The following is a 13379-nucleotide window of genomic DNA, read 5'->3' as shown; positions in this document are numbered from 1 at the left end:
GAACACCGGGATCCGCAGCGGTAGAACGTATCCGGCCGGGGCGTGTCGACGGACGGCTCTCCCATGCTCACGCTCGTGCAGTCGGTGGCCACGGTCTTGCTGGCCTCGCTCGCCGCGCAGGATCTGCGCGACCGGCGCTTGTCCAATCGCGGGGTGCTGGCGTTCGCGGCGCTGTATTTCGTCGCGGCGGCGCTCGCCCGCGACGGGTTCGCGCCGCTGGCCGGCCATGTCGCGACCGGTGCGGCGATGCTGCTGCTGTTCGGCGGCATGCGCCACGCGGGCTGGATCGGCGGAGGCGACGTCAAGCTGGCGGCGGCGGTATTCCTGTGGGCCGGCCCGGCACTGGCGTTTCCGGTGCTGACGGGCGTCGGCGCGGGCGGTGTTCTGTGCGGCGTCGCATTGCTGGCGTCGCGGCCGCGGCGCGCCGCCCCGGTTCGCGCGGTCGCCACGCGCGGCGTGCCGTACGGCGTTGCGCTCGCGCTCGGCGGCACGCTGGCCGTCTGGGCGTCGTTTCCACACACGGTTTCGCTTACCTAGCCGGGGGGACGCACGCCGCCATGCCCAAACCGCTGAGACTGGCCGTGCTCGTCGTTGCCGCCGGCATCGGTGCGTTCATCCTGCGCGAACTGTACGTCGCCGCGTCGACGCCGTCGGTGGCCACCGAAACGGATCAGGCGCGCGTGCGGGTCGCAGCCGCCGATCTGCCGGAAGGGCTGCTGCTGCGCGACAACGATCTGGCGTGGAAGCGCATGCCGCGCGCACAGGTGCCGGCTGGCGCATTCGTCGAGTCGCAGCCGGGCGCGGACCTGAAGGGCGCGCTGCTGCGCAACCACGTCGGTGCGGGCGCACCGATTCGCGTCGAGAACGTGATACCGGCCGGGGCACCGGATTTTCTTGCGGCCGCGCTGCAGCCGGGCATGCGCGCGATCTCGGTGCCGGTCGACGACGTGTCGGGCAACGCGGGGCTGATCCAGCCGGGCGACTTCGTCGACGTGTTGCTGACGCAGCAGATCGGCGGCTCGGCGACGTCGCCCGGCACGTTCGAAGCCGAGACGGTGGTGCGGCGCGCGCGCGTGCTCGCGGTCGGCTCCGAATTCCAGCGCGCGAAGGCGCCCGCGAGCGCACCGGATGCGACGGCGCGCGCACGCACGGTCACGCTCGAGGTCGCGCCGCGCACCGCGCAGGTCGTGCTGGTGGCGACCCGCCTCGGCTCGCTGTCGCTCGCGCTGCGCAGTTTCGCGACGAGCGACCGGCGGCAGCCGGCAGGCGGCGACGAACAGGAGCCCGATACGCAGCCCGTGTGGGCCGGCGACGTGTCGCGCGCGGCCCGCGAGGCCGCACGCGAGCCGTCCGCCGGGCCGGAGTCGGGCGCGCGGCCGGCGTGGCGGAGCAACGCGGTCGTGATCTATCGCGGTTCGTCGGTCGACGACGGATCGCGTGGCGGCGGCACCGGCACGCCGGGCCTGCCGCCGCTGCCGTCCGGGTTGCCGACCTGGCCGGCGATGCCCGCGACGCCCGCGACGACGGCCGGCGCCAATGTCGCGGCGGAGGCGACTGCGCAGCCGCCGGCGGTGGCGGCGCAATGACGGATTGACGATTCGGGCCGGCCGCCCGGCGGCCGGCATTTGACGGGAACACGCATGGTGCGCATGGTTCGTTGGATCGCTTGCTGGTGCCTGGCCTGCATCGTTGCGTCCGGGAGCGCGTTCGCGCAGGGCGCACGCGCGCCGGACGCGGGCGCGGCGCTGTCGATCGCGACCGGCAAGGGGGAACTGCTGTCGCTGCCCGAGCCCGCGACCGCGATGTTCGTCGCCGATCCGGCCATCGCGGACATCCAGGTGCCGTCGCCGCGCACCGTGTTCGTGTTCGGCAAGAAGGCGGGCACGACCACGCTGATTGCGCTCGGCGCGAACCATCGCCCGATCCTGCGCAAGACGGTGATCGTGCAGGTCGACACGGCGTCGCTGCAGGGCGTGCTCGACAGCCGCTTTCCGCAGCTGAAGCTGTCGGTGTCCGGTGCGCCGGGTTCGCTGATGGTGTCGGGCAAGGTGCCGAGCGCGGCCGATGCCGACGCGGTGATGCAGTCGCTCACGCCGTACCTGCACGACAAGGAAAAGATCGTGAACCGGCTCACGCTGTCGCGCCCGATCCAGGTGAACCTGCGCGTGCGGGTGACCGAGGTGAGCCGCAACATCACGCAGCAGCTCGGCATCAACTGGAGTTCGCTCGGCGGCGCCGGCAACTTCGTCGGCGGGCTGTTCAACGGGCGCACGCTGTTCGATCCGACGAACGGCCTGTTCAACCTGTCGCCGACGGGCGCCTTCTCGGTGCTCGGCGGATTCCGCGCGGGGCGCTGGTCGATCGACGTCGTGCTCGACGCGCTCGACCAGGAAGGCCTGATCACGATGCTCGCCGAACCGAACCTCACCGCGATGTCCGGCGAGACCGCGAGCTTCCTCGCGGGAGGCGAGATTCCGATTCCCGTCGCGCAGGCCGGTTCGTCGACCGGCGCGATCACGGTCGAGTTCAAGCCGTTCGGCGTGTCGCTCGACTTCACGCCGACCGTGCTCGCCGACAACCGCATCAGCCTGAAGGTGCGGCCGGAAGTGAGCGAGATCGATACGAACAACAGCGTGACGACCGGCGGCGTGAAGGTGCCGGGGCTCACGGTGCGGCGCGTCGACACGACGGTCGAGCTGTCGAGCGGGCAGAGCTTCGCGATCGGCGGGCTGCTGCAGAGCCAGACGGCCGACACCGTGTCGCAGATTCCGGGGCTCGGCCGGCTGCCGATCATCGGCCGGCTGTTTTCGTCGAAGAACTTCCAGGACAACAAGACCGAGGTGGTCGTGATCGTCACGCCGTACATCGTGCAGCCGACCGGGCCCGGCCAGCTCGAGCAGGCGATCGACACCGTCGCGCGGCCGAGCAGCGACCTCGAGTTCGCGGTGCAGCACAACCTGGGGCTCGACCTGCTGTCGGGCGATACGCCGCGCCTCGTCGGCGCTGCGGGCTTCGTGTACTGAACCGGAGGAGCGCGCATGCGAATTCGATCGACCGTTGCCGCACTGGTGCCGCTGGTGTTGGCAGGCTGCCTGTCGGCACCGCCGCCGGTCAACCTGCCCGATGCGCGCTCGATCGGCTTCGACGGCGCGCACGCGGTGGCGCCCGATTGCGCGAAGCTGATGCAGCCGTCGCATCTCGTCGATGCGGGGTTCGCGCGGCCCGGCGTGCCGTTCGGCTGCGCGACCTACTCGAACCTCGCGGCCATGCTCGCACGGCCGGAGGATCTCGTCGCACCCGTGCCATACGGCGGCGCGGACGCGCAGACCGCGGCCGACGCGGTGCGCCGCTACGTCGAGGATCGCGTGAAGCAGCCGACGCCAGGCAAGACGCAGACGACCGGCTCGCCCAGCCATTGACCGACCCGGATGCCATCACGATGCCGCCCATGAACCTCCTCGACCGTCAGAACACCCGGCGCGCCGCGTCCGCGGGTGCGGCCGATCTTGTTGCGGTCGTCTCCGATTCGGGCAGCGAGGACGTGATACGCCGCGTCACGCAGGAGCTGTCGATCACGCGCACCCACCTGCAGCCGGGCACCTGCGACGATGCGATCCGGCTGCTGCAGCAGTACGAGCGTTCGCCGCGCCAGCTCGTCATCGACGTGTCGGATTCGGTGCTGCCGGTGTCGGACCTGATGCGGCTCGCCGACGTATGCGATCCGTCGGTGCGTGTCATCGCGATCGGCACGCAGAACGATGTCGGGCTGTTTCGCAACCTGCTCGGCATCGGCGTGCAGGATTACATCGTCAAGCCGCTGACCGTCGAGTTGATGCGGCGTGCGCTGACCGCGACCGAATCGGTCGTGCAGGCGCGCACCGGCAAGGTCGTCAGTTTCGTTGGCGCGCGCGGCGGCGTCGGCGCGACCACCATCACGGTGAGCCTCGCGCGCTTCCTGGCGAGCGAGAAGCGCCGCCGCGTGGCCTACGTCGACCTGAACCTGCATGGCGGCGGCGCGAACTCGATGTTCGGGCTGTCCAGCAACAACGGGCTGATCGAATTGCTGAACATGGGGCAGCGTCCCGACGACGCGTTGTTCGAGCGCATGTTCGTCACGAAGGGCGATCGGTTGCACGTGCTGTCCGCCGAGCTGGCCTACGGTGCCGATGCACCGTTGAGCGACCAGGCCGTCGCGCGCCTGGTCGACATGCTGAAGGACCGCTTCCACTACGTGCTGTTCGACGTCGGCAGCAGCGCCGGCAAGCTGCTCGAGGACGCACTCGTGGCATCCGATCTCGTCCACGTCGTGGTCGACCGCTCGGTGCACGCCGCGTACGAAGCCGCGCGGCTCGTGCGCTTCGTGCGGGAACTGCCCGGCGAGCGGCTGCTGTCGATGGTGCTGAACAATCCGCTCGCACCGGTCGCGGGCCGCGTCGAGCCGGTCGATTTCGAGGAGGCGTTCGGCGGCGCGAAGCTGCACGAGCTGCCGCACGAGCCGCAGACGCTCGCGGTTGCCGAGAACCTCGGCGAGCCGATCGAAGGCGCGAAGCGGAACGGCTTCCTGGACCAGATCCGGCAGCTCGCGAACGGCATCACCGGCGAGCCGATGGTCGTCGCCGAGCCGTGGTATGCACGGCTCGTCAAGTGGAGGAAGGGAACGTGACGTTCGGCACCCGCAACCGGCCGCCGGCGGACCCCGCGCCGGCCGAGACACAGGCCGCGACGCCCGCCGTGGCGCGCGAGCCCGCGCCGGCCCCGACTGCGGCCGACACGCCTGCGCCGACCCCGGCCCGCACGTCCGTGGCGACCGACACCCACGAAGCGCTGATCCGGTCGAGCAAGTTCGACGCGATCCGCACCGCGGTGTTCGCGTCGATGAACATGTCGGCGGCGCTGATGAAGACGCGCGACGAAGTGCGCGCGGGCATCGAGCAGGTGGCTGCGCACACGGTCGATCGCGAGCGCCTGAAGATCACGGCCGGCGAGCAGGTGCTGATCGTCGATGCGATCCTGAACGACATGTTCGGCGTCGGGCCGATCGAGCCGCTGCTCGCCGACGATACGGTCACCGACATCCTCGTCAACGGGCCCGACCAGGTCTACGTCGAGCGCGCGGGCCGGCTCGAACTCACGTCGTTGAAGTTCCGCGACGATGCGCACGTGGCGAGCGTCGCGCAGCGGATCGCGGCGGCGGTGGGGCGTCGTGTCGACGAGAGCAGCCCGATGGTCGACGCGCGGCTCGCCGACGGCAGCCGCGTGAACGTCGTGCTGCCGCCGATCGCGATGCGCGGCCCGTCGATCTCGATCCGCAAGTTCGCGAAGCGCGACATCACGCTCGCACGGATGGCGCAGCAGGGCAACATCTCGCATCCGATGCTGCAGGTGCTGAAGGTCGCGTGCGCGTGCCGGCTGAACATCGTGATCTCGGGCGGCACCGGCTCCGGCAAGACGACGCTGCTCAACGCGCTGTCGCAGCACATCGAGCAGCACGAACGGATCGTGACGATCGAGGATGCGGCCGAGCTGCAGTTGCTGCAGCCGCACGTCGTGAGCCTCGAGACGCGGCCGGAGAATACCGAAGGGCTCGGCGGGATCTCGCAGCGCGATCTCGTGCGCAACGCACTGCGGATGCGGCCCGACCGCATCATCCTCGGCGAGATTCGCGGCCCCGAGGCGTTCGACGTGCTGCAGGCGATGAACACGGGGCACGACGGCTCGATGACGACGATCCACGCGAATTCGCCGCGCGACGCGATCAGCCGGCTCGAGAGCATGGTCATGATGGCGAACGCGAACCTGCAGCTGCTGTCGATCCGGCGCCAGATCGCGAGCGCCGTGCACCTGTTCGTGCAGATCGAGCGGATGCGCGACGGCGTGCGGCGCGTCACGCGGATCACCGAGATCGTCGGGATGGAAGGCGAGGTAGTGATTACGCAGGACCTGTTCGCGTTCCGCCAGGAAGGCGACACGACGCGCGATTCGGTGAAGGGCGTGTTCGAGGCATCGCCACTGCGGCCGGGATTCTCGGCGCGCGCCGCGTATTACGGCGTCGAGGATGCGCTCGCCGAGGTGTTCCGGCAATGAGGGCCGCCGACCTGTTCGCGGTGGGCGCGTTCGCGATGATCCTCGCGATCGGGCTCGTGCTGTCGTCGCTGTTCGATCGCGCGAGCCACACGCCGGCCCAGCGCATCCGCGCACGGATGCGGCGGCTGTCGCCGTCGCTCGCCGGGCGCGACGGGCACGCGTCCGCCACGCCCGGGGTCGCGCTGTTCAACCTCGAGCGCCGCCAGGGCCGCCTGCGTGCGTGGCTGCAGCGCCGCGTGACGCGCGTGCGCGCGGTCGGCGGCAAGGGCGGCGTGAGGATCGTCGTCGCGAGCACGATCGCCGGTGCGATCGCGGCGATCGTCGCGGTGAAGCTGATCGGGCCGCCGGGCTTCCTGCGTCCGCTGATCTACGCCGGGTTGCCGCTGGTCGCGATGCGCGCCAGCTACCGTGCGCTGGTGGAGCGCTTCCGGATCCGTTTTCTCGAAGCGTTCCCCGACGCGATCGACGTGATCGTGCGGGCCGTGCGCGCGGGCATTCCGGTCACGCAGGCGATCAGCATGGTCGGCGACGGCGCGGCCGAGCCGGTGCGCGCGACGTTCCGCTCGATGGGCGACAGCCTGCGTGTCGGCGCGGATCTCAAGGACGTGCTGACGCAGGCGGCGGACCGGCTGATGATCGCGGACTTCTCGTTCTTCACCGTCTACCTGCTGCTGCAGCGCGAGACGGGGGGCAGCCTCGGCGAAACGCTCGACGAGCTGTCGAGCATCATCCGCACGCGTCGCGACATCCGCCTGAAGACCCGCGCGCTGACCGCCGAAGGGCGCATCACGACGAACATCATTTCGGCGGTGCCGTTCGTGATGATCGGCGCGCTGTTTCTCGTGAACCGTGACTACGTGATGCTGCTGTTCTCGACGCACCCGGGGAACACGATGCTGACGATCGCGGCCGGGTTGCTGACGGTCGGCCTGCTGGTGATCCGCAAGATCTCGAAACTGGATACCGCGCGATGACGATGTCGATACTGGCCGCCCGTGGCCTCGAGTTGCTGTTGTTGCTCGGCTGTGTCGCGGTGGCGCTCGGCACGCCCGGCGGCGGCACCCGCCAGCGGATCGCCGCGCGCGTGCGGCAGGCTGCCGGGCAGCATCCGCCGGCATCGGTGGCGGGGTGGCTGCAGCCGGGCGGCGTCCGCCTGGACCTGACGCGCCGGCTCGCGCAGCTCGGCGAACGGTTGCCGGTGCTCGACCCGATGCAGCGCGTGAAGCTCGGCCTGCAGCTGACGCGCGCGGGTTTTCGCGAGCGCCGCACGGTGTCGGTGATGATCGGGATCAAGCTGAGCTGCGGCGTGCTGTTCGCGTGCGGCGCGATCGTGTTCAGCCCGCTGATTCCGCGCTTCGGCGACTACTTCGTGATCCGCGCGCTGGCGATGATCGCCGCGTTCGTGATCGGCGTGATCGTGCCGGAATACGTGCTCGGCGCGATGATCCGGCGGCGGCGGCGGATCATCGCCGCGTGCTTTCCCGATGCGCTCGACCTGCTGGTGATCTGCACGATGGCCGGCAACAGTCTCGCGTCGGGCATCCGGCGCGTCGCGCACGAACTGGCGCGCATCTGCCCGCCGCTCGCCGACGAGCTGACCGTGTGCGCGGACGAGCTGACGCTGAGCGGCGATGTGGCCGCGACACTCACGCATTTCGCGATGCGTGTCGATTTCACGTCGGCGCGCTCGCTCGCGACGACGCTGACGCAGTCGCAGCGGTTCGGCACGCCGATCACGCAGGCGTTGCGCACGCTGTCGCGCACGGAGCGCACCGAGCAGATCGTCGCGCTCGAGGAACGGGCCGCGAAGCTTGCGCCGAAGATCACGCTGCCGATGATGCTGTTCATCCTGCCGACGGTCTGCCTGATCGCGGCGGGCCCGGCGGCGATTCGCCTGCTCGAGGTATTCAGATGACACGATCCGTCGTACGCGCGTTCGCGCTTGCGGCCGTGCTGCCGGTGCTGGCCGGCGGCTGCGGCGCACCGGGCATCCAGACGCGGCCGGTGCTGTCGCACAAGAGCGACGACCCGCAGGCCGAATTGCGCATCGCCGACAGCGCACTCGCCGGCGGCAACGTCGATCTCGCGTCGACGCTGTACGAGAAAGTGCTCGCGAAGCATCCCGATTCGCTCGCGGCGCGCCTGGGGCTCGGCGACGTCAACTACCGCGCGGGCGACCTGGAGCGTGCGCGGATCCTCTACGACGAAGCGCAGCGGCAGGCGCCCGCGGAACTCGGCCCGCGGCTCGGGCTTGCGCGCGTCGCGTTGCGGCAGCGGCGTCTCGACGAAGCGGCGCAGCGCTATCGCGACCTGCTGGCCGCGCAGCCGAACCATCCGCTCGCGGCGGAAGGGCTCGGCACGGTGCTCGACCTGCAGGGGCGTCATGCGGATGCGCAGGTCGTGTATCGCGACGCGCTGCGTGCGCACCCGGACGCGCAGGGGCTGCGTGTCGACCTCGGGCTGTCGCTCGTGCTGAGCAACCGGCCGCGCGAAGGCGTGAACGTGCTGCTCGACGTCGCCGGGCTGCCGTCCGCGCCGTGGCAGGCGCGCCAGAATCTCGCGTTCGCGTACGGCGTGCTCGGCAACACCGATTCGGCGAAGAAGCTGCTGTCCGCGGAGTTGCCCGCGTCGGCGGTGGCCGACAACCTGCGTTTCTACCAGGCGGTGCGCGCGCGGCTCGCGTCGCGCGGGGGCGCAGGGGGGGGCGGAAGTGCCGGTAGCGCGCCGCCGCTGTCCGGCGCGGCGCTGGAGCCGGGCGTCGTGCCACCGGGTGCGGGGGCCGCAAAATGACACGCGGGGTGGCGGGCGCGCGCCACGCGCGCGGCGTCGTGTCCCTCGAGTTCGTGCTGATGCTGCCGTTCCTGCTGATGGTGCTGATCGGCATCATCGATACGAGCCTGATCCTGTGCGACAAGGCCGTCATCACGAACGCGAGCCGCGAGGCGGCGCGCGCCGGCGTCATGCTGCGCGTGCCGATGCTGACCACGACGCAGATCGCCAGCATCGCGCAGAACGCGATGCAGAACAGCCTGATCACCGGCGGCACCGCGACGACCCCGGCGGTGACCGTGACGCAGGCGAACGGCACGACGGCGGGCACCGCGCTGACGGTGACGGTGACCTACACGTACTCGGGGCTCGTGCTGGGTTCCGCGTTCAGCGCGCTCACCGGCCCGGTCACGGTCTCGGCGACGTCGGTGATGCTCTATGAATGACGCGATCGCCACGCAACCCGCCGGCGCCGAACGACAGCGCGGTTCGGTCGCGCTGTTCTTCCTGCTGTTCCTGATTCCGCTGCTGTCGTTCGGCGCGCTGGCGATCGACATCGCGTGGGTGATCACGGTGAACAACCAGTTGCAGAACGCGGCCGACGCGGCTGCGCTGGCGGGGGCCGATGCGATGATGTCGCCGAGCGGCGGCGCGGTGAACTGGTCGCAGGCCGCGCCGGCGGCGAACGGTGTCATTGCGCAGAACTCGGCGGCCGGCGCGGCGCTGTCGACCGGCACGGTGACCACCGGATACTGGAACGTGACGCGCAGCCCAGCATCCATGCAGCCGACGACCATCACGCCCGGCCAGTACGACGTGCCGGCGGTGCAGGTCACCGTGTCGCGCACGCCCGGCGTGAACGGCGGCTCGATTCCGCTGTTGCTGGGCGGACTGCTGGGGATTCCCGGCGCATCGGACAGCGCGACCGCCGTCGCGGTGCTGGCGGCGCCGGGCGGGGTCGGGGCAGGCGGGCTGTTCCCGGTCGCGATCGACCAGTGCGTGTACAACCTGTACTGGAACGCGTCGACCAACCAGCCGCTGATCAATCCGCTGACGGGCCAGCCGTTCGAATTCTCGATCACGAACGGCCAGGTCTACGGCCTGCTGTGCATGGGCGGGCAGTGGACGTCGTTCCAGTCGACCGCGACCGATACGACGACGATGGGCGGCCTGATGACAACCGGCAATCCGACGACGCTCAACATCGGCGACAGCATTAATCTCGCGACCGGCGTGAAGGCGACGCTCTATACGTCGGTGCCGGTCGGCACGACGGTGGTGCTGCCGGTCGTCACGCAGACCGCGACCAGCACCACCGTGCCGATCGTCGCGTTCGCGCCGTTCCATATCGACGTGTCGCTCGGCGGCTCGTACAAATACATCCAGGGTCATTTCGTTGCCGGCGTGAAGATGACGGGCGTTGCGACCGGCGTCGGGCCGTACTACGGCATCTACGTGCCGCCGCGGCTCGCGTTCTGAGCCCCGGGACCGGCGCGGCGCAGCAGCACGAGGAGCGCGAACAGCGTCACGACCGGGCCGACCTGCGGCCATTGCAGCCACGGGTTCAGGTATTCGACGACCGGCAGCAGCCACATGAGCGCGATCGCGGCCTGCTCGCCGCGCAGCCAGCCGTCCTGCCAGCCGATCGCCAGCATGCACGCGATCGCGATGCCGAGCCAGGCAAGCTCGTAGTGCCACACGTACGGGTTCGCCGCGAGCGTGGCGACCGCCAGCACCGCCGCGCGCAAGCGGATGTCGCGCGAGCGCGTCCACACGATGCAGGCGGCGGCGATCGCCAGCGCCGCGATGCACGCCTGCGCGGCATACGCGACACCAGGCGGCAGGCCCGCGAGGCGGAACGCGGCGAACGGCGCCGGCGACGCGAGCCAGAACACGACGCCTTGCTCGAGGAGGAGCGTGCGCACGATCGCCGTGCCGGCGACGAACAGGTGTAGCGACTCGACGCCGCAGATCAGGACGCTCAACGCCGCGAACGCGGTGGTGGCGAGCGCGGCCCACGCGATCGTGCGCCAGGCGCGCGTGGCGACCAGCACGAACGGAAACAGCAACGCCATCTGCGGCTTGGCCGACAGCAGGCCGATGCAGAGGCCGGCCCACATCGGCCGACGATCGGCCCAGCAGACGGCCAGCGCCGCGCACGACGCGGTCAGGAACGCGTTCTGCCCGAACATTCCGGTGACGAACACGAACGGGGCGGCGACCAGCGCGAACCCGCCGATGCGCGATGCGCCGGGAATCGCGCCGAGCCCCGATACGCGCGATGCGGCGAAGCCGAACACGATCACACCGAACGCGACGAACAGCGGATAGCCGATTGCATAGGGCAGCAGCGACAGCGGTGTCACGAGCAGCAGGTTGGTGGGCGGGTACAGCCACGCGACGAGGTCTTCGCGGCGGAACTGCGGGAACAGGTCGGCGGCCAGCCGCGAGAAGGTCGGCAAGTCGTACGCTTGCCACGGCGAGCCGTGCAGCATCACGTACGACGCCGACCAGAACACCGCATAGTCGGCCCCCGGGCGTGACGGCGCGGTGGCGGGCGCGTGACGGACGACGGCGACCCAGATCGCGACGAACAGCGCATAGCACGCGAGCGCGACGGCGCTGTACGCAACGACGCGCCGCGGTGTCAGCCACGCACGGACGGGAGGGGCCGCCGATCGTATCGATTGCCGGGCGAGATCCATGCGTCGCGCGCGCGGTTACTTGACGGACGCTTTGCGCGCGACGCCGTGGCCGGCGGCCGCGGGCGGCGCTGTCCGGCGGCGGGCCGCGTGCGTGCGCTTGAGCGGGAACTGCAGCAGCTTCGACGCCGGATGCGCGGCGGCGTCCCGCTGCGCGTGATAGCGCCGCCGCACGAGATAGACCGGGCGCTGCTTCGACTCGTGGTAGATGCGGCCGAGGTATTCGCCGATCACGCCGATGCCGATCAGCTGGATGCCGCCGACGAACAGCATCACGGAGATCAGCGACGCGTAGCCATGCACGGGATTGCCGAACAGCAGCGTGCGCAAGACGATGAAGGTGCCGTAGACGAACGACAGCGCGGCGAACGCGAGCCCGATGTAGGTCCACACGCGCAGCGGCACGGTGCTGAAGCTCGTGATGCCTTCGAGTGCGAAGTTCCAGCGCCGCCATCCGGAGAATTTCGAGCGGCCGCCGCTGCGCGGCGCACGCGTGTATTCGATGATCTCGGTGCGATAGCCGACCCACGCGAACAGGCCTTTCATGAAGCGCCGCCGCTCGGGCAGTGCGCGCAGCGCGTCGACGACCTGGCGATCCATCAGGCGGAAATCGCCGACGTTCTCGGGCATCTCGACTTCGGAGAGGCGGTTGTGCACGCGGTAGTAGAGCGCGGCGGCCACGCGCTGCATCAGCGGGTCGCACATGCGGTCGGTGCGCTTCGCGGCGACGACCTCGGCGCCGGCGAGCCAGCGTTCGATCATGGCGGGGATCAGCGCGGGCGGGTCCTGCAGGTCGGCGTCGATCAGAATCACCGCGGTGCCGGCGGCTTCGTCGAGGCCGGCGGTGAGCGCGGCTTCCTTGCCGAAGCGCCGGGTGAGATCGACGATGCGCACGCGCGGGTCGCCGGCGGCGACGTCGATCAGCCTGCCGAGCGTATCGTCGCGGCTGCCGTCGTTGATGCAGACGATCTCGAAACGGACCGACTCGACCGATTCGAGGATCGGCAGCGTCGTTGCAAAGAATGCATCGATGGCTTCGTCCTCGTCGTGGAACGGCACGACGAGCGAGACCAGTGGCTTTCTGGCATGCGCGGACATACGTCCCCCGAGAGATCCGGCCTGCGCTGCACCGTATGGATCCGGTTGTCGTCCGCGGCAGGCCGGACGACTGGCGTTCTGAACATTGTAGGCAGGAATCGGGGATTCGTAACACGAATCGATGCGGGTGCGGTGGAGGCGTCGACGGGGGGCGTCGACGTCGGTGTCGTGCGACGCAGCGGCCGGGTTTCGACGCCTGGCCGCCCCGCGCGGAAGGAGCAGGGCGTCACGCTTGAGCGACAGGACCGGCCGCGCTCGTAGCGCACGGCGGCGCCAGCGGAGACCGCAACGTACGCATGTGCAACGGTTAGCATGTCGACTTGACGACGACCGTCACGGAGACAGTCATGCAAGTCCAGGAGCTGACAGGTGCGCCGCTGGATTACTGGGTCGCGGTCGCGGAAGGCCACGACGCCCCGCGCGTCGATGCGTCCGGGTGCACGTCGATTCGTACCGCGGGCGGTGTGCCGACGCCGTTCGCGCCGTCGACTGCGTGGGCGGACGGCGGCCCGATCGTCGAGCGCTCGCCGTTCGCCGGATTCGAGCGCGACGGCGGGCGCGGCGCGTGGCGGGCCGTGCTGCACCGGGCCGTGCCGGCCGCGGGCGAGCGCTGCACGTTCAACCAGTCGGGGCCGACGCTGCTGGTCGCCGCGATGCGCACGCTCGTCGCGTCGAAGTTCGGCGACGACGTGCCGGATCTCGATATGGCGCGCCCACGCTGAACGT

General features: G+C 70.3%; 14 protein-coding genes. 12 read left to right on the top strand and 2 right to left on the bottom strand.

Annotated features, from left to right (window positions below; translation table 11 throughout):
• Positions 1-63: 63 nt before the first annotated feature.
• The 11 genes from BCEP18194_RS33045 to BCEP18194_RS32995 are packed head-to-tail and all read left to right on the top strand — an operon-like array spanning position 64 to position 10332.
• On the top strand, positions 64-537 hold the full coding sequence (locus BCEP18194_RS33045) for an A24 family peptidase (RefSeq protein WP_011355656.1): 474 nt from the start codon (positions 64-66) through the stop codon (positions 535-537).
• Between the two features lie 20 nt (positions 538-557).
• Entirely contained in the window at positions 558-1586 is a 1029-nt protein-coding gene (gene cpaB / locus BCEP18194_RS33040; protein ID WP_011355655.1) for a Flp pilus assembly protein CpaB, read from the top strand.
• Between the two features lie 54 nt (positions 1587-1640).
• Positions 1641-3023: a type II and III secretion system protein family protein gene (locus BCEP18194_RS33035; RefSeq protein ID WP_011355654.1), complete on the top strand. Its 1383-nt coding sequence runs from the start codon at positions 1641-1643 to the stop codon at positions 3021-3023.
• 15 nt (positions 3024-3038) lie between these two features.
• Complete coding sequence (locus tag BCEP18194_RS33030; RefSeq protein WP_011355653.1) at positions 3039-3419, top strand: CpaD family pilus assembly lipoprotein; 381 nt, start codon at positions 3039-3041, stop codon at positions 3417-3419.
• Between the two features lie 20 nt (positions 3420-3439).
• The gene (locus tag BCEP18194_RS33025) at positions 3440-4663 is read left to right on the top strand and encodes an AAA family ATPase (RefSeq protein ID WP_041493340.1); all 1224 of its coding nucleotides are present in this window, start codon (positions 3440-3442) and stop codon (positions 4661-4663) included.
• Positions 4660-6084: a CpaF family protein gene (locus BCEP18194_RS33020; protein ID WP_011355651.1), complete on the top strand. Its 1425-nt coding sequence runs from the start codon at positions 4660-4662 to the stop codon at positions 6082-6084. The genes BCEP18194_RS33025 and BCEP18194_RS33020 overlap by 4 nt, the downstream gene beginning before the upstream one ends.
• A complete protein-coding gene (locus BCEP18194_RS33015) occupies positions 6081-7058 on the top strand; it encodes a type II secretion system F family protein (RefSeq protein WP_011355650.1) in 978 nt (325 codons plus the stop codon). The genes BCEP18194_RS33020 and BCEP18194_RS33015 overlap by 4 nt, the downstream gene beginning before the upstream one ends.
• Positions 7055-7999, top strand: a complete 945-nt coding sequence (locus tag BCEP18194_RS33010) for a type II secretion system F family protein (protein WP_011355649.1) — start codon at positions 7055-7057, stop codon at positions 7997-7999. The genes BCEP18194_RS33015 and BCEP18194_RS33010 overlap by 4 nt, the downstream gene beginning before the upstream one ends.
• Entirely contained in the window at positions 7996-8874 is an 879-nt protein-coding gene (locus BCEP18194_RS33005; RefSeq protein WP_011355648.1) for a tetratricopeptide repeat protein, read from the top strand. Before BCEP18194_RS33010 ends, BCEP18194_RS33005 begins: the two co-directional genes overlap by 4 nt.
• Positions 8871-9299 carry a TadE/TadG family type IV pilus assembly protein gene (locus BCEP18194_RS33000; protein WP_011355647.1) on the top strand — a complete coding sequence of 143 codons (429 nt, stop codon included), beginning with the start codon at positions 8871-8873 and terminating at the stop codon, positions 9297-9299. The genes BCEP18194_RS33005 and BCEP18194_RS33000 overlap by 4 nt, the downstream gene beginning before the upstream one ends.
• Entirely contained in the window at positions 9292-10332 is a 1041-nt protein-coding gene (locus BCEP18194_RS32995; protein ID WP_011355646.1) for a TadG family pilus assembly protein, read from the top strand. The genes BCEP18194_RS33000 and BCEP18194_RS32995 overlap by 8 nt, the downstream gene beginning before the upstream one ends.
• On the opposite strand, the gene BCEP18194_RS32990 is transcribed toward BCEP18194_RS32995, so the two are convergent.
• Both BCEP18194_RS32990 and BCEP18194_RS32985 read right to left on the bottom strand, forming a co-directional pair.
• A complete protein-coding gene (locus BCEP18194_RS32990) occupies positions 10305-11558 on the bottom strand; it encodes a glycosyltransferase family 87 protein (protein ID WP_011355645.1) in 1254 nt (417 codons plus the stop codon). The genes BCEP18194_RS32995 and BCEP18194_RS32990 overlap by 28 nt on opposite strands.
• 15 nt (positions 11559-11573) lie before the next feature.
• Positions 11574-12653: a glycosyltransferase family 2 protein gene (locus BCEP18194_RS32985; protein WP_011355644.1), complete on the bottom strand. Its 1080-nt coding sequence runs from the start codon at positions 12651-12653 to the stop codon at positions 11574-11576.
• 347 nt (positions 12654-13000) lie between these two features.
• Here BCEP18194_RS32985 and BCEP18194_RS32980 point away from each other — a divergent pair, with 347 nt between their 5' ends.
• Positions 13001-13375 (top strand): phage protein NinX family protein, encoded by a 375-nt coding sequence (locus BCEP18194_RS32980; RefSeq protein ID WP_011355643.1) that lies wholly within the window; start codon positions 13001-13003, stop codon positions 13373-13375.
• Positions 13376-13379 lie beyond the last annotated feature (4 nt).

Source organism: Burkholderia lata, assembly GCF_000012945.1.
In the GTDB taxonomy this organism is placed as follows: domain Bacteria; phylum Pseudomonadota; class Gammaproteobacteria; order Burkholderiales; family Burkholderiaceae; genus Burkholderia; species Burkholderia lata.
This window is presented reverse-complemented; position numbering and strand designations above follow the sequence as displayed.

Excerpts from the sequence above, each read along its gene's own strand:
- BCEP18194_RS33045 (WP_011355656.1), top strand. The coding sequence starts at position 64 with ATGCTCACGCTCGTGCAGTCGGTGGCCACGGTCTTGCTGGCCTCGCTC.
- cpaB (WP_011355655.1), top strand. The coding sequence starts at position 558 with ATGCCCAAACCGCTGAGACTGGCCGTGCTCGTCGTTGCCGCCGGCATC.
- BCEP18194_RS33035 (WP_011355654.1), top strand. The coding sequence starts at position 1,641 with ATGGTGCGCATGGTTCGTTGGATCGCTTGCTGGTGCCTGGCCTGCATC.
- BCEP18194_RS33030 (WP_011355653.1), top strand. The coding sequence starts at position 3,039 with ATGCGAATTCGATCGACCGTTGCCGCACTGGTGCCGCTGGTGTTGGCA.
- BCEP18194_RS33025 (WP_041493340.1), top strand. The coding sequence starts at position 3,440 with ATGCCGCCCATGAACCTCCTCGACCGTCAGAACACCCGGCGCGCCGCG.
- BCEP18194_RS33015 (WP_011355650.1), top strand. The coding sequence starts at position 6,081 with ATGAGGGCCGCCGACCTGTTCGCGGTGGGCGCGTTCGCGATGATCCTC.
- BCEP18194_RS33010 (WP_011355649.1), top strand. The coding sequence starts at position 7,055 with ATGACGATGTCGATACTGGCCGCCCGTGGCCTCGAGTTGCTGTTGTTG.
- BCEP18194_RS33005 (WP_011355648.1), top strand. The coding sequence starts at position 7,996 with ATGACACGATCCGTCGTACGCGCGTTCGCGCTTGCGGCCGTGCTGCCG.
- BCEP18194_RS33000 (WP_011355647.1), top strand. The coding sequence starts at position 8,871 with ATGACACGCGGGGTGGCGGGCGCGCGCCACGCGCGCGGCGTCGTGTCC.
- BCEP18194_RS32995 (WP_011355646.1), top strand. The coding sequence starts at position 9,292 with ATGAATGACGCGATCGCCACGCAACCCGCCGGCGCCGAACGACAGCGC.
- BCEP18194_RS32990 (WP_011355645.1), bottom strand. The coding sequence starts at position 11,558 with ATGGATCTCGCCCGGCAATCGATACGATCGGCGGCCCCTCCCGTCCGT.
- BCEP18194_RS32985 (WP_011355644.1), bottom strand. The coding sequence starts at position 12,653 with ATGTCCGCGCATGCCAGAAAGCCACTGGTCTCGCTCGTCGTGCCGTTC.
- BCEP18194_RS32980 (WP_011355643.1), top strand. The coding sequence starts at position 13,001 with ATGCAAGTCCAGGAGCTGACAGGTGCGCCGCTGGATTACTGGGTCGCG.